The following is a 17,814-nucleotide window of genomic DNA, read 5'->3' as shown; positions in this document are numbered from 1 at the left end:
TGCTTTGCTTTGCTTTGCTTTGCTTTGCTTTGCTTTGCTTTGCTTTGCTTTGCTTTGGCTTTTGATCTCCTGCCCCGTTTCCAGAGGCCGAACGCAGGTATTGCGTAGGGGGCACCTCGGCATGGATGCCGAGGTAGCCGCCCCCGGCCATGGATGGCCGATGGCGGCGGGCCCCCGGAGCAATGCCGGAGTGAGGGCATGCCGAGCCTTGGCGAGGCACCGAATGGTGGGGCAGAGCCCTTTGGTTACTTTGGGGCTTTTCCAAAGTGACCCGCTGTAAGAGCGGAACCATAAGCCGCCGTTACCGCAGCAACGGATATGTACACGAATCAAAAATGCGTAAATTGACACGAAGCCATCGCGCGCAGGCTCGCCGCCGTTACCGCAGCAACGGAAATGAACACGAATCAAAAATGCGCAAATTGACACGAAGCCATCGCGTGCAAGCTCGCTCCCACAGACCTGCCGTCAGGCCCCACTCAACCCCTTGATCACCAAATCCACATCGCCCTCCAACTCCGCCACCGGATCAGCCGCGTCGACACTCAACACCACCAACCGACTCCCGGCTTCAGCAATCACTGCTTTGAGCGCATCCGAAGGCTGGCGATGATGTAACACCAGCGCCACGTCATTGTCCTTGAGCGTCGCCCCCAACGCCTTCAACGCCTCAGGCGTCCACTCGGCATCGGGCCTCGCATCAAGGCCGACAAGCTCAAGATTGAGACCACCGATCAGGTAGCCGAAGTGATCGCTCAGGCTCATCACACTGAGGTTGTCAGCGGCAGCCAGGCGCGCCTCGCTTTCAGCGCTGAGCTTGAGCAGGCGCTGTTTGAGTGTCGCCAGATTGGCTTCGATTGCCGGCTTGGCCTCGGGCGCCAGGCGCACCAGGTCCGCCGCCATCACGTCCGCCATGCGTCCCATGTTGTTGCTGGCCAGCCACGGCTGACTGTTCAAGCCATCGACCTTGTTGCCAGGTTGCACGGCGATGCCTGGCAGGGCGCCGTCCACCGGGCGGGCGGCGTCGACTTCGACGATACGGATGTTGCTGCGCCGTGAGATCGGATACAGCGGATCATCCGGCCACAACGAACGCAGGCCGATCACCGCGTCGGCGTCGGCCGCCAGTTTTGCCAGCGCCGGAGCGCCCCGGCCAGTGAAGTAGGCGGTCTGACGGCTGCCGGGCAGATTGTCCGGCGCTGCGCGTTGCAGACTGACGTCGGTACCTTTGAGCAGCGCTTCGCCCAAGCCATAAGTGATCGGCAAGGACGCGATCACGCGCAGCGGTTTGTTGTTGTCAGCGGCGAAAGAGGTGGTAGTCAGCCCGCACAGGGTGATCGCCAGGGTCAATTGGCGTAGAGAAAAAGTCATTTATCCAAGGTTCCCTTTCAGGCTGGGGACGACGCCGCGCGCGATGGCGGCCAGGGCGAAGGCGATACCGGCCACCAGAATGATCGCGGCACCAGAGGGGATCGGCAGGTCGAAGACGATCGGCGCGAGAATCCCGCACAGTGTGCTGATCGTGGCGATCAGCACCGAACACCAGAAAAAGCCTTTCAACGATTGGCTGAGCAACCGTGCCGCTGCGGCCGGAATTACCAGCAGGGCACCGACCAGAATCGCGCCGATGACTTTCACCGCGGCGACGGTGATCAGCGTCACCAGAATCACGAACAGATAATCCAGCGACTTCACCGCTACACCGCGAACCGCCGCCAGTTGCGGATTGAAACTGGCGAGCATGATGCGGTTGTACAGCGGCAAAGCCAGGGCCATCACCAGCGAGCCGACGATGGCCAGCACCAGCAAGTCATTGCCGTTGACTGTCAGCACCGAGCCGAACAGCACGTTTTCCAGAATGTGCACGTTGATCTTGCCCGCTAGAATCAGCAGCAGGCTCGCCCCCAGCGCCAGGGACACCGACAGGAACACGCCGATCAAGGTGTCCGGTGCCAGGCCGGTGCGGTTGCGCAGGTAGTTGAGCAGGATGCCGAACAGCAGACAGTAGCCGAACAGGCTGCCATAAGGGCCGGTGTAGGGTTCGCCAAGCAAGATGCCGATGGCCACGCCGGTTAGTGCGGCGTGGCCCACCGCTTCGGAGAAGAACGCGAAGCGCTTGACCACCACCAGCGTGCCCAGGCCGCCCAGTACCGGGCCGATCAGCAGGCCGGCGAGCAGCGCGTTGACCACAAATCCATAGGCCAGCGCCTCAGGCAGATAACCCGACGATGCCCAGCCCTGGACCATCAGGCGAAAAGCTTCGTAACTCATCAGGCAACGCTCCGCGGGTGGGTCGAAAACAGGCTCAGCAAACGGTCCGGCGTCAGCGCCTGTTTTGGTGTGGCGTCGAACAGTATCCGGCGATTGAGACCGGTAACGTGATCGGCCAGACGGCCCACGGCCTCCAGATCGTGCTCGATCCACAACACGGTGATCCCCGCCGCACGCCAGTCGCCGAGCAAACGCTCGAACACCTGGATACCGGCTTCATCGAGGGCTGACATCGGTTCGTCGAGCACCAGCAATTGTGGCGCCGGAATCAGCCCTTGCGCCAACAACACCCGCTGACGTTCGCCACCTGACAGCGCACCCATGCGCCGCTTGCGCTTGTCCTGCATGCCGACCCGCTCCAGCGCCTCGCCAATCGCCGCCGCGTAGTGCTTGCTCACACCGAGGAAGGCCGGGCGGCGCTGGCACATGGCAGCCATGAAATCGTCGACGGTCAGCGGCAGGCCGCGGTCGAACTCCAGGGCTTGCGGCACATAACCGATGGTCCCCGGTTCGCCCGGCCATTGCAGACTCAGGCGACCCTGATGCGGCATCTGCCCGAGCAAGGTCTTGATCAACGAACTCTTGCCGCCTCCGTTGGGGCCGACCAGTGCATGCACGCTGCCGGGCCGAACCTGAAAGCTGACCTTGTCGAGGATCGTCGTGCGACCCAACGTCAGGCTGACCTCTGCGAAATCCAGCGTTGGCCCTACCCCCTGTAGGAGCGAGCCTGTCGAATCGTCGCACCGTCGCGATTGCGGTGTTTCAGTTGACAGTGATGCTGGCTGACCGGACGCCTTCGCGAGCAGGCTCGTTCCTACAGGGCTTTGCGTGTCGGCCAGGATGGTTTCCTTCGATGTCATTGGCCTGACTCCTGAATCGCCCGCACTACGGTGTTGAGGTTGCCGGTCATTTCCTTTTCGTACTTGTCGGCGGTGTATTCGCCGTAGGAAATATGGGACAGCGGATACAGCTTGACCCCGGATTCACGCTGAATGGTGTCGACATAGGACGACGGGAAATCCATCTCCGAGAAGATCACCTTCACGTCCAATTCGCGCAGTTGGTCGATGGTTTTCTTCAACTGACTCGGGCTTGGTTCGATACCGTGGGCGGGTTCGACCACGGCGGTGACCTCCAGGCCGAATTCGCGCAGCAGATAGTCGTAGGCCGCGTGCACCGTGGCCACCCGCAGTTCGGCGTTGGGAGCCTGGGTCAGTCTGGCCAGGGCATCGGCGCGCATTTTGCGCAGGCGTTTGCCGTAGGCGCGGGCGTTTTCGGTGTAGGCCTTGGCGTTAACCGGGTCGAGTTTGCCCAGCTCCCGGGCAATGTTGTTGACCTGGGCAATCGACGCGCTGATCGACAGGAAGGTGTGCGGGTTCACCACCTTGCCGGCACCGCGCGCAGCGACGCCGGTGGCGGCCAGCAGCGGTACGTTTTCGTTGGCTTCGATCACCGGCACCTTCGGCGTTTCGCTGGCGGCGATCATGCGGTCGGCAAAGTCGTCGTGGCCCACGCCATTGAGCACGATTACATCGAGGCCGCTGATGCGCTTGATGTCTTCGGCGCGAGGTTCGTAGGCATGGGGATTGAAACCGGCAGGAATCAGCGGCACCACTTCGGCCTTGTCGCCGACGATGTTGGCCACGTAGCTGTAATACGGATGCAGGGTGATGCCGATGCGCAGGCGCTTGGCCTCCTCGGCGCTGGCCAGGGGTGTCAGCAGGCAGGCCAGCAGGCCGACCAGTGTCAGGCGCAGAATCGAGCGTAGTGATGAAATAGGCATGGGAAAGCGGTCTTCTCTCGGGTGAAAGCGAGGGTTCAGTGCCGGTGCTGGCGGGTCACGCCGGCATCGAATTGCGCGACGATCTGCTGCCAGCCGGCGCTTTCGAGCGCGGCATCGCTGAGGTCGGCAGGGGGCTTGAGGTCGGTGGCACGGTTGAGCCAGATGTCCGGCGCGTCATCCTCGGCGGTCAGGCGCATCAGAAACGAGCCGGCCACGCTGGCGACCTGGCTCTGGCCGAAGTAAGCCCTGGCATCGAGCAATTGCCAGGCATGGCCGCCGCGACTGACCGAACTGGCGTCCTGGGCAAACGGCGCGAAGCCCTCAGCGGCAAGGGTTTCAGGTGCCGGCAGGGTGTGTTGTTCCTGGCGCAGCAAGTGAATTTCGTCCAGCGTCACCCGCAGATCGGCGTAGATGCCTTGTTCTGAAGCGCTGAGGTCGCGTCGGGCATCCAGCTGATGGCTGTTGACGCTGCTCGCTTCCTGCGACTCACCGCGCCAGGCGACCACCGACCCGGCTACTGCCAGAATGATCAGGCACAGCAGCAATACGTAGAGCGTTTCATGACCGGCACCGGCCGGGCGGACGACTTGCGTGGTTGGCGGACTCATGCTCATGTCCCGGGCGCCTCGATGTCCGCTTGGTCGATTTCGACCACGTGGCCGGGGCCTGCGTCGAACAGCACATAAAACTCGGCGCCGGGCTTCTTGAAGGTCAAGGTCGAATCGGCCCCGAGCTTGCCTGGAACCAGAATGGTCTCGTCATAGCCGATCACGTCGAGGGTCACGCCGGGTGCGCCGCTGCCGTCGGAGAAACCGCCGGTGCACTTGATCTGCTCGGCGTCGATGGCCTTGCATTCGCACATCGGGTTGTGGGCCAGGGCGCTGGCGCTGAAACCGCCGCAAAACAATACAAGCGCAGCGCTGAGAGGACGGATAACGTTGCTCATGGTTTGCCTCCTTGAATGCTCAACCAGGCGATGGTGGCGGGCGATGCCTGACTCAGAGGAATGGATGCCTGATGCATGGAGCCGTCCCAGCCTTCCATGGTGATCCACAGTTCGGCGTCGGCTTTGGTTTTTTCCGGAATCGGCAACATGGCGCCCATGCGGTACGGCGTGCCGAAGAAAATCACCCCGGCGGCGCGCAGGCTGCGGGGTTTGCCGATGCGCAGGTAAGTGGCCTTGACCTGCTCGCGGCAGCTGTCGCACAGCGCGGCATTGAAGCTTTTCATGTGGCCGGCCGGGCCATCGGGCCGTGGTGCTTCATTGCGCAACTCAGCCAGACGTACGCTCCACGGGCCGACCTGAACTTCACCGATTTCTCGCTCGCCAAGCCCGGTGTCACCGCGAAACAGTGCGGCGTCGGCGAAGTACTTGGGCATGAAGCCCAGCGGCACCAGCAATAGCAGAACGTTGATGTGGAAACGCCATTTGTGCCAAAAGCGGCTCAGTGCCGAGCCCGGTTTTTCCGCGGCGAACAGGCTCATTGGCTGACCTCCGTGCTTTCACGGCTGGTCACCGGGATACTTTCGTTACGCGGGCGTTTGTGGCTGCGCTTGAGGGCATTGGCGGTAGCCAGGGCGGTGCGTTTGGTCCAGATCAACAGACCGCTGAGCACCATCATGCTCAGCAGCAGGCCAAAGAAGAACCAGATCAGCTTGATCCACAATCCACCGAAATCACCGGTGTGCAGTGGACGCATGGACTCGGTCACGAATTCCAGGCCCGAGCGGTCCGACAGCAGGCGCGTGGCAGCCACCTCGCCGCTGTACGGGTTGATATCGGCGGTCTGGAACATCAGCGGATACCAACTGCGACCACCCACCGACAGGTAGCTGTAGGCGTTGGCCGGCATGCTGACAAAACTTTCGTCCAGGCCGGGAATGCGCGCCTTGGCTTCACGAATCGCGGCCTCCAGGCTGATCATCGGTGCCGCCGAACCATCCGCGGTGAGCGGCACGTTCTCACGCGGCACCACAGCCGCCACCGGAGCGGTGGAGATGGAAATCTGGTTGTCGAACATGAACGCTTCGATCAGGAACCAGGTACTGGTGACGGAAATCACCGCAATGAACCAGATCGACCAGATGCCGCTGAGCCGGTGAAAATCACCCCAGAAAATCCGCGCGCCGTGGCGAATGCGCAGGGTCGGGCGCAAGAAACCTTTCCAAAAGCGCTTGTACACCACCAGCCCGGTGATCAACGAAGCCAGCAACGGCAGGCTGAGGAACGACACCAGATACCAGCCCCAGCTATAGCCATTGGTGAACGGCACCAGCCACCAGCCATGCAGCGCACGGGTAAACGCCTTGAAGTTGAACTGCGGAGCAGGGCCTTGAATGGCGCCGGTGTAGGGGTTGACGTAGACCGTCAGTGAACGCCCGTCGGGATAATTGACGCTGACGTCGAGGGCAAAGTGCGACTCGTCGGGACGACTGATGCTATCGATGATGATATCGGGCTCGGCTTTTTTGATCGCGCTGACGATCTGGTCGTAATTGAGCCGCGGCGCATCGTCCGACGGTTGGCTGGCGCGCATTTGCGGGTTGGCCAGCCAGACGATTTCCTGGCTGACCACGGCCAGTGTGCCGGTCACGCAGACGATCAGGACAAAAAACCAGATCGGCAACGCCAGCCAGCTATGGATTAGGAACCAGAGTTTTGAACGGGATTTCTTCGACATGATGAGGGTGTCTTATATCGATGAAAGGCCTCTGCTACGGGCTTCGCAGCGATGAGGTCCATGAAAGGCCCGGCCGTGGCTTTTGCCTGGGCGACAGGACTGCATCTATATAGGACGGATGAGCACCCAAAATCCCGAAGGGTGATATGAAAGAAAATGTTTCGCGTTGTCTTTCTTCTTCGTTCCCCGTAGGAGCCGGCTTGCTGGCGATGAATACCCCGCGTTCAACCAGACATCACGCGTAATCGTCAACGACCCTCGCCAGCAAGCCGGCTCCTACAGGTATCCCGGCGCTCACGCATGATGTGCACGCCATCAATCCCTGTGGGAGCGGGCTTGCCCGCGATGAGGCCTGTTCAGGCACCGAAGCTTTCAGCCCTGCTGAAACATCTCCTTGGCCCGCTGCTCAATCTGCTCTTGAGTCAGGTCCTCTTTACGGGTAGCCAAAAACCAGAGATGCCCATAGGGATCCTTCAAGGTACCGGTACGGTCGCCGTAAAACTGATCCTTGACCTCGGACACCACGGTGCCACCCGCGTCGATCGCCTGTTTGTAGGACTTGTCCACATCGGTTACATACACATGCAGGCCCACCGACGGTGAGTTGTCCGGATTGCTCAACGGCCCTTGATCGCACGGTGTGCCGAGCATGATCGGGCAGTCACCGATACGCAGTTCGGCATGACCGATACCGCCGTCCGGCATCGACAGGCGCATGACTTCGATGGCACCGAAGGCTTTCTTGTAGAAGTCGATGGCTTCAGCGGCTTTGGCAATGCCCAGGTACGGCGTGATGCTGTGATAGCCCTCGGGAATAGGTTTAACGCTCATGATGGTTCTCCCTGTTCTTGTTGTGAATTCGCTGCTTTCTAGCAGGACCATCAAGTGTAGGAGCTGCCGAAGACTGCGATCCTTAGATTTGATCTTCAGCAGGTTTCAAGTTCACCCATTACATCAGGCTGCCGACAGGCGTAGCGCATCAATGCCACTGTCAGCACTTGGCCTGGTATTTGTCCTGCAAGAACGGCGAGGATCAAGCCGTAGGTTGGGTGAGCAATACATTATTGGCGATCATTTTGGCGAACGGCCCTGCCAGGATGGTGAGGCCGCGCCCGGCGAGACTGGCGAAGGGTCCGGGCAACAGTGTTATAAACGCGGTCTGTTATTCCTAAAAAGTCATAAAAAAGCACGTATAGAATTGTTACGACTATATAGCTCGAATCAGTCAAGCATCAGGAAAACTCGATAGCGACTATCGAGACGGTTGATTTCTGCTCATCCAATGGCGCGAGTAGCCTGTGTTCATTGCCCCGAACCCAGATGCCAGGACGCCGAACATGAAAACTTTCATCGCCACTTTCTTGCTGCTTGCGATCTCCGTACTTGCCGGATGTGCCAGCCATGTCTCCCCGGAACTGCGGCCCTACACCGCCGAAGAAACCCGGCAATTGGCTCTGGAAGCGTTGAATCGTCGCGGCTTGTCTTTCGATGAATACCACGCGAAAAAAGCGGAACTGCTCGGGCAGCCGCAAAAGACTTTTGGGTTCGACAGAAAGGGCGAGATGAACGCCGAACGAGCTGTACAGCTGCACGGTCGTCAGAGCTGAGCAAAAACTGTACGGGTTCAACTTTCTCCCAACTGTCCATGGGTTTCACCGAGGGTGTGCGATAGGGTCTATACCTGACCGACCCTGATGGACTGCACCCCCATGACGCTCTCGCTTGATCTGCTGCTGGGCTTTGCCCTGTTTGCTCTTGTGACCTCGATTACGCCCGGCCCGAACAACACCATGTTGTTGGCATCCGGCGTGAATTTCGGATTTAACCGCACGATCCCCCACATGCTCGGCATCACATGCGGCTTCTTCGTGTTGGTAGTGGCGGTGGGTTTCGGGTTGGGCGCGGTGTTCCAGACTTATCCCTTGCTCTACACCGTATTGCGCTACGTCGGCGCGGCGTATTTGTTGTACCTGGCGTGGAAAATCGCGCACTCGGGGCCGGTCTCGGACAGTGCGAAGGGCGAGGCGAAACCGATCAGCTACCTCGGTGCCGCCGCTTTCCAATGGGTCAACCCCAAGGCCTGGATCATGGCGATCGGTGCAATCAGCACCTACACGCCAATGCAGGGTTATTTCACCAATGTGATTGTGATTGCGGCGGTTTTCGCCCTGATCAACTTGCCCAGCGTCGGTGTCTGGGCGGCATGCGGCACGCTGCTGCGCAACGTTTTGAAGGATCGCCGCTGGCTGCGCCTGTTCAACTGGAGCATGGCTGCATTGCTGGTGGCGTCGCTGTATCCGATCCTGCTCGAAAGCTTCAACTGACGCATTGCTTCAACCGATTGCCCGATGCCTGTTAAGCTCACTTTTCAGGAGCGTTCCTACGCACTTTTAAATGAAGTTGTACTTCTTTAACGGCATCCGATCAGGTATTGGTAACGTTCTGAAAACCGCACGCAGCTCACAAGGCTGCGTTTCGCCGTTTGCAGTCACGAGCCTCCTGATCCCGGAACACGCTCTGCGAGTCTTTTATGAATAAACGTCCGCTGTATTTCGACTACGCCGCCACCACGCCGGTGGATGAGCGAGTCATCAAGGTCATGGTCGAGTGTCTGGGCTTCAACGGCAACTTTGGCAACCCCGCGTCCAGCTCCCACGCTTTCGGTCAACAGGCCCGGCAATCGGTCGAGCAAGCGCGACGCCAGGTCGCCGAGCTGGTAGGCGCCGAGGCTGAGCAAATCGTCTGGACCTCCGGTGCCACCGAATCCAATAACCTGGCCCTCAAGGGCGTAGCCCAGGCGCGCTGTGTCGCCGGCGGTCACATCATCACCAGTCAGATCGAACACAAGGCAATCCTCGACACTGCCCGTCAGCTGCAGGAGTGCGGCGTCGAAGTGACCTACCTGGTGCCGGACGCCGATGGTCTGATCACCGCGCAAGCGGTCAGCGAGGCCATGCGTGAAGACACCTTTCTGGTGTCGTTGATGTTGGTCAACAACGAGCTGGGCACTGTCAACGACATCCCGGCCATCGGCCAGGTAGTGCGCGAGCGCGGTGCGCTGTTGCATGTCGACGCGGCGCAGGGCGCGGGCAAGGTCAGGATCGATCTGGCCGAGTGGCCGGTAGACTTGATGTCGTTTTCGGCGCACAAGCTCTACGGCCCCAAAGGCATCGGTGCGTTGTACGTCGGCCCGCGAGCGCGCTCGCGTTTGCTGGCCCAGATCCATGGCGGCGGGCACGAAGGTGGCCTGCGCTCCGGCACCCTGGCAACCCACCAGATTGCCGCCATGGGGGCGGCCTTTGCCTTGGCTGCGGCTGCTTTCGACGAAGAAAAAGCCGTGATCGCGGGTCTGCGCGAGCGCTTGCTCGATCAGCTGCTGAGCATGCCCGGCGTGCGACTCAATGGCAGCCCGACCCAACGCATTCCGCACACCTTGAGCCTGACCTTCGGTGAAGGCGAGTTCAACTCAACGGCATTGCTCGCGTCGATCGCTTTTTCCGCGACCTCGGCCTGTAATTCCGCGAGCAATGCGCCGTCCCACGTGCTGCTGGCGCTAGGGCATGACGCCCGTTCGGCGAGTCGCACCATTCGCTTGAGCCTTGGACGTTTCACCACCGAGCAGGATATCGATCAAGCCGTACAACTGATTAAAACGGCCTGCGCCAGTGCCCCGGCATTCTGGCAGTAAGGCGAAAAGCGCCGGCATTGATCGGCACTGAACAATAATGATGAGTGGTTAGCAGGAGTCATGATGAATACGCAGTTTTCGATTACAGGATCAGTGCCTCAGCGCCTGGCGCATACCCGCGAGCTGATGAGCCGGGAGGGCATTTACGCCTTGCTGGTGCCGTCGGCAGATCCGCACCTGTCCGAATATCTGCCGGGTTACTGGCAAGGGCGGCAATGGTTGTCGGGTTTCCATGGCTCGGTCGGCACGCTGATCGTCACTGCGGACTTCGCCGGAGTCTGGGCCGACAGTCGTTATTGGGAACAGGCAACGAAGGAACTCAAGGGCAGCGGCATCGAACTGGTCAAGCTGCAACCGGGTCAGCCAAGCCCCCTGGACTGGCTCGCCGAGCAAACCCCGGAAGGCGGCGTGGTGGCGGTCGATGGTGCGGTAATGGCCGTGGCCTCGGCGCGTACCTTGGGTGGCAAACTCGAAGAGCGCGGTGCACGCCTGCGCACCGACATCGATCTGTTGAGTGAAGTCTGGAGCGATCGCCCGACGCTGCCGAATGCGCCGATCTATCAACACTTGCCTCCGCAGGCGACAGTCAGCCGTGGCGAAAAACTCGCCAGGCTGCGTGAAACCCTGCAGGCACGTGGCGCTGACTGGCATTTCATCGCCACCCTCGATGACATCGCCTGGCTGTTCAACCTGCGCGGCGGCGATGTCTCGTTCAACCCGGTTTTCGTATCTTTTGCCTTGATCAGCCAGCAGCAGGCGACCCTGTTTGTGGCGCTGAGCAAGGTCGACGCCGAGCTGCGCGCGGTCCTTGAACAGGACGGCGTGACCCTGCGTGACTACAGCGAAGTGGCCGACGCCTTGCGCGCGGTGCCGAACGGCGCAAGCCTGCTGGTCGATCCGGCTCGCGTAACCGCAGGTTTGCTGGATAACCTGAACGATGGCGTCAAACTGGTCGAGGGCTTGAACCCGACGACCCTGGCCAAGTCGCAGAAAAGCCTGGCCGATGCTGAACACATTCGGCGGGCCATGGAACAGGACGGCGCGGCACTGTGCGAATTCTTCACCTGGCTGGACTCGGCACTGGGCCGCGAACGCATTACTGAACTGACCATTGACGAAAAACTCACCGCTGCCCGTGAACGTCGTCCGGATTACGTGTCGCTGAGCTTCAATACCATTGCCGCATTCAACGCCAACGGCGCCATGCCGCATTACCACGCCACCGAAGAAGAGCACGCAGTGATCGAAGGTGACGGTCTGCTGCTGATCGATTCCGGCGGTCAATACCTCGGCGGCACCACCGACATCACCCGGATGGTGGCGGTGGGAACGCCGACTGACGAGCAGAAGCGCGATTGCACCCGTGTGCTCAAGGGCGTGATTGCCTTGTCCCGCGCGCAGTTCCCGAAAGGCATTCTGTCGCCACTGCTGGACGCCATCGCCCGGGCGCCGATCTGGGCCGAAAATGTCGATTACGGGCACGGCACCGGCCATGGTGTCGGTTACTTCCTCAATGTTCACGAAGGCCCGCAAGTCATTGCCTACCAGGCCGCGCCGGCGCCGCAAACCGCGATGCTACCGGGCATGATCACCTCCATCGAGCCGGGTACATATCGTCCTGGTCGTTGGGGCGTGCGCATCGAAAACCTGGCGATGAACCGCGAAGCAGGCAGCAGCGAATTCGGCGAGTTCCTGAAGTTCGAAACCCTGACCCTGTGCCCGATCGACACCCGTTGCCTCGAAACCTCGTTGCTCAACGAAGAGGAAAAACAATGGTTCAACGCTTACCACGCGCAAGTGCGGGAGCGTTTGAGCCCGTTGCTCGACGGCGCCGCCCTTGAGTGGCTGAACACACGCACCGCGGCTATTTGATTGCTTGCAGCTCGGGCGCTGCCTCCAGCGCCTGGCTCATGTAGTCGACAAAGGCTTTGACCCTGGCGGATTGGCGACGATTCGCCGGGGACACGGCATGTATCGGCAGTGACTGCGCACTGTAGTCCTGCAAAATCGCGGTCACTTTCCCTGCTTTCAAATCCTCGCTGAACAGCCACACTGGCGACAATGCAATCCCCAATCCCCCCAGCACCATTTCGCGAATGGCTTCGGAATTGTTGCTCTGCGCATTGCCTTTGATCCGCACTTCATGACGACCAGTACCATGGTCGTAAACCCACAGGTTTTGACTGGTCAGCAGATTGAACTGCAGGCAGTTGTGCTCGCGCAGATCCTCCGGCGTTTGCGGTTCGCCGTGTTGTGCCAGGTACTGCGGCGTCGCGACGGTTAGCCGGTGAGTGGTGCCGATCTGCCGTGCAATCAGGCCGCTGTCGTTCAACGCACCGATCCTGAACGTGACATCCAGGCCTTCGCTGACCAGATCCTGGTTTTGATCGCTCAGTTGCAGGTCAATCTGAATCCCGGGATAACGCGCGAGAAACGCGGGCAGGCGCGGCGCGATTTGCAGGCGCCCGAAACTGACGGAAGAACCGATTCTCAAAGGGCCGGCGATGGTCTCCCGCCCAGATTGGAAACTGTGTTCGGCAGCGTCCACGGCAGCCAGTATTTGCCGACATTGATCGTAGTAACGCTGACCTTCGTCAGTCAGCGATAACTTGCGGGTACTGCGAGCGATCAGTTTTCCGCCCAGTTCGCTTTCCAGCGCGCGTAGCACTTTACTGATGGTTGGCTGACTGGTCTGCATCTCTCGAGCGACGGCGGAAAAGCTCCCGCGTTCGACCACTCGGACGAAGATCGCCATTGCGTTTAATTTATCCACGAGACGCCTCATTAATGCTTCAACGGCATACGAACTATAGCGATCTGGCGTCTTATCGGCATGAGTTGGAAGGTTGAAGATTGTTCCTACAACCACCTCTGACGGGAGTATGCGAAATGACTGACTCAATGCAAATGCGTGCACTGATTGTTGAATCGGCTAATGCGCCGCTACGCTTGGTGTCCATTCCCAAGCCAGCTCCAGGTGTGGGGCAGGTCCTGGTACGGGTCGCGGCCAGCGGGGTGAATCCATTGGATGGCAAGATTCGTGCGGGCCAGGCCGCTCATGCGCGGCAACCGTTGCCGGCCGTGTTGGGCATGGATCTGGCGGGTACCGTTGCAGCGTTGGGGGAGGGCGTAAACGGCTGGGTGCCGGGTGATGAGGTCTATGCCATGGCAACGGGGATTGGCGGCGTTCAGGGTTCGCTGGCCGAGTACGCGGTGGTCGATGCACGGCTATTGGCGCGTAAACCGGGCAATCTGAACATGCGCGAAGCGGCCGGGTTGCCGCTGGTGTTGATTACAGCGTGGGAAGGATTGGTCGACCGGGCGCAGGTGCGAGCAGGGCAAAAAGTGTTGATTCACGGTGGGGCAGGGGGTGTCGGTCATGTCGCGGTTCAGATCGCCCGTGCATTGGGGGCCGAAGTTTTTGCCACGGGCTCTGCGCGACATCGGGAAACTATCGAGGGCCTGGGCGCAACGTTCATCGATTACCGCCAGTCTTCAGTCGAAGAGTACGTGGCGCAATACACAGCCGGGCAGGGCTTCGATATCGTTTACGACACGGTGGGCGGTGAAACCCTGGACCTCTCTTTCAAGGCTGCGCGGGTGTATCACGGACATGTCCTCAGTTGCCTTGGGTGGGGGCAGCACAGCCTCGCGCCGCTCTCGTTTCGTGGGGCGACCTATTCAGGTGTGTTCACTTTGCTGCCATTGCTGACGGGCGAGGGGCGTGAGCATCACGGCGAGATTCTTCGGCAAGCGGCAGGTTTGATCGAGGCAGGCAAGCTCAAGCCCATACTCGATCCGCGCCGATTCAACCTGCAAAACGCCGAGACCGCCCATGAGCTGCTGCAATCTGGAGCAGCGCAGGGACGGTTGGTTATCGAGATCTAGTTCAGGGCTTCAAGAACGAAGTCCAATCGATCCTGGCCGAAGAACAGCTGATCATCGACAAACATGCTCGGCGCACCAAATACTCCGCGCTGCACTGCTTTTTCGGTATTGACCTTCAATGCGGCTTTGATCTCTTCCTCGGCGGTCAGAGCCAGCACTTCGTCGGGATCGAAGCCGTTTTGATTCAGCACTGCGGCGACCGTTGCCGGTTCATCGAGGCTGCGACCATCAACCCAGAGCGCTTTGAACAGACAATCGACGAATGCCAAAAAACGCTGCGGATGGCGCAACTGCATGCCAGTGACGGCACGCATCAGCATGAGGGTGTTGATCGGGAAATGCGGGTTGAACTTCAACGGCACGCCATATCGTCTGGCATAGCGGTCAAGGTCCTGAAACATGTATTTCCCCTTGGCCGGAATAGTCGCCGGGGAGGCATTGCCGGTGGCTTTGAATACGCCACCAAGCAGAATCGGAACGTAGATGAGTTGGCTGTCGGTTTGTTCACAGATCTTGGGCAACTGGGTGTACGCCAGGTAGGTGGCGGGGCTGCCCAGGTCGAAGTAAAACTCCACGGTTTTGCTCATGGTCGTTGCGCTCTGATTGTTGTTGTAGGGGGGGAAGGCTTACCAGCGTTCGCTCCATGGGCGCAGGTCCAGCTCGAAGGTCCAGGCGTCGCGAGGCTGGCTGTGCAGGTACCAATAGTTCTCGGCAATATGCTCGGGGTTGAGAATGCCGTCCTGGTCTTTGGTTGCGTACTTTTCGGGAAAGCTGTCGCGGATGAAATCGGTATCGATCGCACCATCAACGATGACATGGGCGACGTGAATGTTCATCGGCCCCAGTTCACGGGCCATGCTTTGCGCCAAGGCACGAATGCCGTGCTTCGCTCCGGCAAACGCGGCAAAACCGGCGGCGCCGCGCATGCCGGCGGTGGCGCCGGTGAACAGGATCGTTCCCCGTTGTCGCTTGGCCATGCGAATGGCTACCTCGCGGGCATTGAGAAATCCCGAAAAACAGGCCATTTCCCAGATCTTGAAATACTTGCGGGCGGTTTCTTCCAGAATGCTGCAAGGCACGTTTGCGCCGATATTGAAGACAAACGCTTCGATGGGGCCAATGTCGTTTTCAATCTGCTCGATCAAAGCCACCACTTCTTCTTCCTTGCGTGCATCGCAGGCAAAGCCGTGAGCCAGTCCTCCGTCCTCCAGAATCGAATCAACCAGCGGCTGGAGTTTGTCTGCGCTGCGACGGGTGACACAGGCTGTGAATCCTTCCTTGGCAAAACGCTTGGCAATAGCGCCCCCGGTGGCATCGCCAGCACCAACAACCAGTACGACCTTCTTGTTATTCATGGCTAGAGCCCTTTGGTAAACGATCGTTAACTAAACGAACGTTATGCTACGATTCGACAGGCGTCAAGACGATCAACTCTGAGGGAAAGGCCATGCGTTACTCAGCTAATCACAAGCTGCAAACCAGGGAAAAACTACTGCAGAGCAGTGCGGTATCGGCCAAGAGATCCGGTTTTTCGACGGTGGGCGTAGATGGCTTGATGAAGGCGATCGGCTTGAGTGGCGGGGCTTTCTACAGCCACTTCTCCTCAAAGGACGAGTTGTTTGCTTCAGTTGTCGAACGTGAACTGAGGCAAAGTCTGGAGCGATTGGGAGCGGAGCAGGATCGTGACAAGCTCGAGCGTTGCTTGAAGCAGTACCTGAGCATGTCCCACGTCGAACATCCGGAAACGGGCTGTGCACTGCCGGCATTGGGTGCGGAGATAGCCCGTTCCGACGTGACGATTCGCCAGGAGGCTGAGCACTGGATTTGTCGGTTGCAGGAGAGCTGGGCGCAGGTGCTGGAGAGCGACAGCCTGGCTTGGGCCATTCTGTCGCAATGTATCGGGGCGTTGGTGGTGGCGAGGATGCTCGCCACTACGGAGCTTCAGCATACCGTGCTGAAGTCCAGTTACGATGAAATCGGACGGCAAATGGCGAGTCCGAGAACCTGACAACTCGCAATCTATTTGCAGATGACGATCATGCTGCGACTGGTATAACCGGCAGGATTGAGGCCAAACGGATAGTCACCGGGCTCTTCAACCGCATCGCCTGACTTGGCGATGACCTTGTACCCTTTCGGTGCGCACGAGTTGGTGGCACTGGCGTAGCACTGATCCCAAGAGGACGACAGCCCTGAACAGTTGATGTGCAGCCCTTTCCTGCCATGTTTGACCTGGGTCTTCGATGTCGCTGAGCAGCCCGCAATCGCGAGTACGGCGATCAAAATCAAAATTCGTTTCATTGCTGTCCTTGTTGCTGTCCCGGATCTCGCGCCCGGTCTGGCAGTATTCGCTTTCGCATGAAGCGTGTTGATATCCCTTTCTTCAAAAGTCCATGGCTGACATTGGGTTGCGGGGCTAAACATGGCCTAAATGAGCGGCAAATACCAGAGGCTCGTCAAATCTTGCATCAATCGGCAGCAATGGCAGGCTTGGCGGAGCTGCCCATGGTCATGGTTGCACCAACGGATGCCAGGATAATGCACAAGATAGCCATCCACTGTGACAAAGACAGGTACTCATTGAGGAACAACAGACCTGACAGCGCGCCAAATGCCGGTTCGATGCTCATTAATGTGCCAAATGTTCTGGCGGGCATACGTGTGAGAGCGACCATCTCCAGGGTATAGGGGAGGGCAGTGGACAGAATGGCGACACCGATGGCAATCGGAATCAGTGACGGGGTCAGCAGCGCGGCGCCGGCGTGAACTATGCCTATCGGTGCTACGAACAGGGCGGCAATCATCACCCCTAACGCAGCAGTCTGTACGCCATTGTCGGCTCCGGCTTTTTGCCCGAACAGAATGTACAGTGCCCAGCAAACACCAGCGCCCAGTGCGTAACCGGCACCTACCAGGTCGATGCCCGCAGTTGTCGCGCCGGTCGGTATCAGCAATAGCAAGCCAACCGCTGCAAGAGCAATCCACAGGAAATCGATGGCACGGCGTGAAGCATAAATGGCCACGGCCAATGGGCCGGTGAACTCAAGGGCCACGGCGATACCCAGGGGTACTGTGCGCAGTGACATATAGAAGAGGAAGTTCATGCCGCCCAGTGCCATGCCATAGACGATGACAGTGCGCAGGGATTTGGCGCTGAGCTTCGCACGCCATGGGCGCAGGAGCAGCAGCATGATCACGCTGGCAAATATCAAGCGCAAAGTGGTGGTCCCCTGGGCGCCAATAACTGGGAACATGCTTTTCGCCAGGGAAGCTCCGGATTGGATCGATGCCATGGCTATTAAAAGCAGGCCGACCGAGAACAGGGTCGAGGCAAGACTGCGAGGCTGGTCATTCATTGAAAGGCATCGTCCAAAGTAGGGTGAAGCTGGAGCGTAATTGTTGTGTTGGGCAATATACTGCGCATTCCTTGATGGCGCGTCTATATATAAGCAGTGAATTTGCTCATCCTGATAGAAAAACCAAATCAACGCTTGACGGCAGAT

The 17,814-nt window shown here is 59.4% G+C and carries 20 protein-coding genes and 1 pseudogene; 6 read left to right on the top strand and 15 right to left on the bottom strand.

Annotated features, from left to right (window positions below; translation table 11 throughout):
- Positions 1-468 precede the first annotated feature (468 nt).
- From D8U69_RS20435 to D8U69_RS29820, 10 genes and pseudogenes are all read right to left on the bottom strand, one after another.
- On the bottom strand, positions 469-1,371 hold the full coding sequence (locus D8U69_RS20435) for a zinc ABC transporter substrate-binding protein (protein WP_130908007.1): 903 nt from the start codon (positions 1,369-1,371) through the stop codon (positions 469-471).
- Complete coding sequence (locus D8U69_RS20430) at positions 1,372-2,271, bottom strand: metal ABC transporter permease (RefSeq protein ID WP_056856331.1); 900 nt, start codon at positions 2,269-2,271, stop codon at positions 1,372-1,374.
- On the bottom strand, positions 2,271-3,131 hold the full coding sequence (locus D8U69_RS20425; protein ID WP_130904064.1) for a metal ABC transporter ATP-binding protein: 861 nt from the start codon (positions 3,129-3,131) through the stop codon (positions 2,271-2,273). Before D8U69_RS20425 ends, D8U69_RS20430 begins: the two co-directional genes overlap by 1 nt.
- Positions 3,128-4,054, bottom strand: a complete 927-nt coding sequence (locus D8U69_RS20420; protein WP_130904063.1) for a metal ABC transporter substrate-binding protein — start codon at positions 4,052-4,054, stop codon at positions 3,128-3,130. The genes D8U69_RS20425 and D8U69_RS20420 overlap by 4 nt, the downstream gene beginning before the upstream one ends.
- Positions 4,055-4,089: 35 nt before the next feature.
- On the bottom strand, positions 4,090-4,662 hold the full coding sequence (locus D8U69_RS20415; protein WP_130908006.1) for a DUF6162 family protein: 573 nt from the start codon (positions 4,660-4,662) through the stop codon (positions 4,090-4,092).
- 2 nt (positions 4,663-4,664) lie between these two features.
- Positions 4,665-5,000: a hypothetical protein gene (locus D8U69_RS20410; protein ID WP_130908005.1), complete on the bottom strand. Its 336-nt coding sequence runs from the start codon at positions 4,998-5,000 to the stop codon at positions 4,665-4,667.
- The gene (locus D8U69_RS20405) at positions 4,997-5,539 is read right to left on the bottom strand and encodes a thiamine pyrophosphate-binding protein (protein ID WP_130908004.1); all 543 of its coding nucleotides are present in this window, start codon (positions 5,537-5,539) and stop codon (positions 4,997-4,999) included. The genes D8U69_RS20410 and D8U69_RS20405 overlap by 4 nt, the downstream gene beginning before the upstream one ends.
- Positions 5,536-6,735, bottom strand: coding sequence for a PepSY domain-containing protein (locus D8U69_RS20400; protein ID WP_130908003.1), 1,200 nt, complete (start codon positions 6,733-6,735; stop codon positions 5,536-5,538). The genes D8U69_RS20405 and D8U69_RS20400 overlap by 4 nt, the downstream gene beginning before the upstream one ends.
- A 372-nt stretch (positions 6,736-7,107) precedes the next feature.
- Positions 7,108-7,566 (bottom strand): VOC family protein, encoded by a 459-nt coding sequence (locus D8U69_RS20395; RefSeq protein ID WP_056856324.1) that lies wholly within the window; start codon positions 7,564-7,566, stop codon positions 7,108-7,110.
- A gap of 202 nt (positions 7,567-7,768) precedes the next feature.
- Positions 7,769-7,879: pseudogene (locus D8U69_RS29820) on the bottom strand (hypothetical protein); the annotation flags it as partial.
- A gap of 193 nt (positions 7,880-8,072) precedes the next feature.
- On the opposite strand from D8U69_RS29820, the gene D8U69_RS20390 reads away from it, so the two are divergent.
- The 4 genes from D8U69_RS20390 (at position 8,073) to D8U69_RS20375 (ending at position 12,295) form a co-directional block, all read left to right on the top strand.
- On the top strand, positions 8,073-8,342 hold the full coding sequence (locus tag D8U69_RS20390; protein ID WP_056856323.1) for a hypothetical protein: 270 nt from the start codon (positions 8,073-8,075) through the stop codon (positions 8,340-8,342).
- A gap of 102 nt (positions 8,343-8,444) precedes the next feature.
- The gene (locus D8U69_RS20385) at positions 8,445-9,059 is read left to right on the top strand and encodes a LysE family translocator (RefSeq protein ID WP_056856322.1); all 615 of its coding nucleotides are present in this window, start codon (positions 8,445-8,447) and stop codon (positions 9,057-9,059) included.
- A 206-nt stretch (positions 9,060-9,265) separates the two neighbouring features.
- Positions 9,266-10,423 carry an aminotransferase class V-fold PLP-dependent enzyme gene (locus tag D8U69_RS20380; protein WP_130908002.1) on the top strand — a complete coding sequence of 386 codons (1,158 nt, stop codon included), beginning with the start codon at positions 9,266-9,268 and terminating at the stop codon, positions 10,421-10,423.
- A 63-nt stretch (positions 10,424-10,486) separates the two neighbouring features.
- A complete protein-coding gene (locus D8U69_RS20375; protein WP_130908001.1) occupies positions 10,487-12,295 on the top strand; it encodes an aminopeptidase P family protein in 1,809 nt (602 codons plus the stop codon).
- Here D8U69_RS20375 and D8U69_RS20370 read toward each other — a convergent pair.
- On the bottom strand, positions 12,288-13,208 hold the full coding sequence (locus D8U69_RS20370; RefSeq protein ID WP_177336603.1) for a LysR family transcriptional regulator: 921 nt from the start codon (positions 13,206-13,208) through the stop codon (positions 12,288-12,290). The two genes, D8U69_RS20375 and D8U69_RS20370, sit on opposite strands and share 8 nt — an antisense overlap.
- Positions 13,209-13,312: 104 nt before the next feature.
- On the opposite strand from D8U69_RS20370, the gene D8U69_RS20365 reads away from it, so the two are divergent.
- The gene (locus tag D8U69_RS20365; protein ID WP_130908000.1) at positions 13,313-14,311 is read left to right on the top strand and encodes a zinc-dependent alcohol dehydrogenase family protein; all 999 of its coding nucleotides are present in this window, start codon (positions 13,313-13,315) and stop codon (positions 14,309-14,311) included.
- Here the strand turns inward: D8U69_RS20365 and D8U69_RS20360 are convergent.
- Both D8U69_RS20360 and D8U69_RS20355 read right to left on the bottom strand, forming a co-directional pair.
- Positions 14,308-14,898, bottom strand: coding sequence for a 2-hydroxychromene-2-carboxylate isomerase (locus D8U69_RS20360; RefSeq protein WP_130907999.1), 591 nt, complete (start codon positions 14,896-14,898; stop codon positions 14,308-14,310). The genes D8U69_RS20365 and D8U69_RS20360 overlap by 4 nt on opposite strands.
- 39 nt (positions 14,899-14,937) lie before the next feature.
- The gene (locus D8U69_RS20355; protein WP_056856316.1) at positions 14,938-15,666 is read right to left on the bottom strand and encodes an SDR family oxidoreductase; all 729 of its coding nucleotides are present in this window, start codon (positions 15,664-15,666) and stop codon (positions 14,938-14,940) included.
- Between the two features lie 92 nt (positions 15,667-15,758).
- Here D8U69_RS20355 and D8U69_RS20350 point away from each other — a divergent pair, with 92 nt between their 5' ends.
- Positions 15,759-16,319, top strand: a complete 561-nt coding sequence (locus D8U69_RS20350; protein WP_056856315.1) for a TetR/AcrR family transcriptional regulator — start codon at positions 15,759-15,761, stop codon at positions 16,317-16,319.
- 11 nt (positions 16,320-16,330) lie between these two features.
- Here the strand turns inward: D8U69_RS20350 and D8U69_RS20345 are convergent, their stop codons facing one another.
- Positions 16,331-16,612, bottom strand: coding sequence for a hypothetical protein (locus D8U69_RS20345; RefSeq protein WP_056856314.1), 282 nt, complete (start codon positions 16,610-16,612; stop codon positions 16,331-16,333).
- Positions 16,613-16,779: 167 nt separating this feature from the next.
- Positions 16,780-17,667, bottom strand: a complete 888-nt coding sequence (gene rhtA / locus D8U69_RS20340; RefSeq protein WP_056856313.1) for a threonine/homoserine exporter RhtA — start codon at positions 17,665-17,667, stop codon at positions 16,780-16,782.
- Positions 17,668-17,814: the final 147 nt, after the last annotated feature.

Origin of the sequence: Pseudomonas sp. Sample_16 (assembly GCF_004307665.1) — a bacterium.
In the GTDB taxonomy this organism is placed as follows: Bacteria; Pseudomonadota; Gammaproteobacteria; order Pseudomonadales; family Pseudomonadaceae; genus Aquipseudomonas.
This window is presented reverse-complemented; position numbering and strand designations above follow the sequence as displayed.

Coding starts and splice junctions, on each gene's coding strand:
- D8U69_RS20355 (WP_056856316.1), bottom strand. CDS start 15,666: ATGAATAACAAGAAGGTCGTACTGGTTGTTGGTGCTGGCGATGCCACC.
- D8U69_RS20345 (WP_056856314.1), bottom strand. CDS start 16,612: ATGAAACGAATTTTGATTTTGATCGCCGTACTCGCGATTGCGGGCTGC.
- D8U69_RS20385 (WP_056856322.1), top strand. CDS start 8,445: ATGACGCTCTCGCTTGATCTGCTGCTGGGCTTTGCCCTGTTTGCTCTT.
- D8U69_RS20435 (WP_130908007.1), bottom strand. CDS start 1,371: ATGACTTTTTCTCTACGCCAATTGACCCTGGCGATCACCCTGTGCGGG.
- D8U69_RS20375 (WP_130908001.1), top strand. CDS start 10,487: ATGAATACGCAGTTTTCGATTACAGGATCAGTGCCTCAGCGCCTGGCG.
- D8U69_RS20430 (WP_056856331.1), bottom strand. CDS start 2,271: ATGAGTTACGAAGCTTTTCGCCTGATGGTCCAGGGCTGGGCATCGTCG.
- D8U69_RS20370 (WP_177336603.1), bottom strand. CDS start 13,208: ATGAGGCGTCTCGTGGATAAATTAAACGCAATGGCGATCTTCGTCCGA.
- D8U69_RS20395 (WP_056856324.1), bottom strand. CDS start 7,566: ATGAGCGTTAAACCTATTCCCGAGGGCTATCACAGCATCACGCCGTAC.
- D8U69_RS20415 (WP_130908006.1), bottom strand. CDS start 4,662: ATGAGTCCGCCAACCACGCAAGTCGTCCGCCCGGCCGGTGCCGGTCAT.
- D8U69_RS20400 (WP_130908003.1), bottom strand. CDS start 6,735: ATGTCGAAGAAATCCCGTTCAAAACTCTGGTTCCTAATCCATAGCTGG.
- D8U69_RS20365 (WP_130908000.1), top strand. CDS start 13,313: ATGACTGACTCAATGCAAATGCGTGCACTGATTGTTGAATCGGCTAAT.
- D8U69_RS20380 (WP_130908002.1), top strand. CDS start 9,266: ATGAATAAACGTCCGCTGTATTTCGACTACGCCGCCACCACGCCGGTG.
- D8U69_RS20360 (WP_130907999.1), bottom strand. CDS start 14,898: ATGAGCAAAACCGTGGAGTTTTACTTCGACCTGGGCAGCCCCGCCACC.
- D8U69_RS20405 (WP_130908004.1), bottom strand. CDS start 5,539: ATGAGCCTGTTCGCCGCGGAAAAACCGGGCTCGGCACTGAGCCGCTTT.
- D8U69_RS20350 (WP_056856315.1), top strand. CDS start 15,759: ATGCGTTACTCAGCTAATCACAAGCTGCAAACCAGGGAAAAACTACTG.
- D8U69_RS20410 (WP_130908005.1), bottom strand. CDS start 5,000: ATGAGCAACGTTATCCGTCCTCTCAGCGCTGCGCTTGTATTGTTTTGC.
- D8U69_RS20425 (WP_130904064.1), bottom strand. CDS start 3,131: ATGACATCGAAGGAAACCATCCTGGCCGACACGCAAAGCCCTGTAGGA.
- D8U69_RS20420 (WP_130904063.1), bottom strand. CDS start 4,054: ATGCCTATTTCATCACTACGCTCGATTCTGCGCCTGACACTGGTCGGC.
- rhtA (WP_056856313.1), bottom strand. CDS start 17,667: ATGAATGACCAGCCTCGCAGTCTTGCCTCGACCCTGTTCTCGGTCGGC.
- D8U69_RS20390 (WP_056856323.1), top strand. CDS start 8,073: ATGAAAACTTTCATCGCCACTTTCTTGCTGCTTGCGATCTCCGTACTT.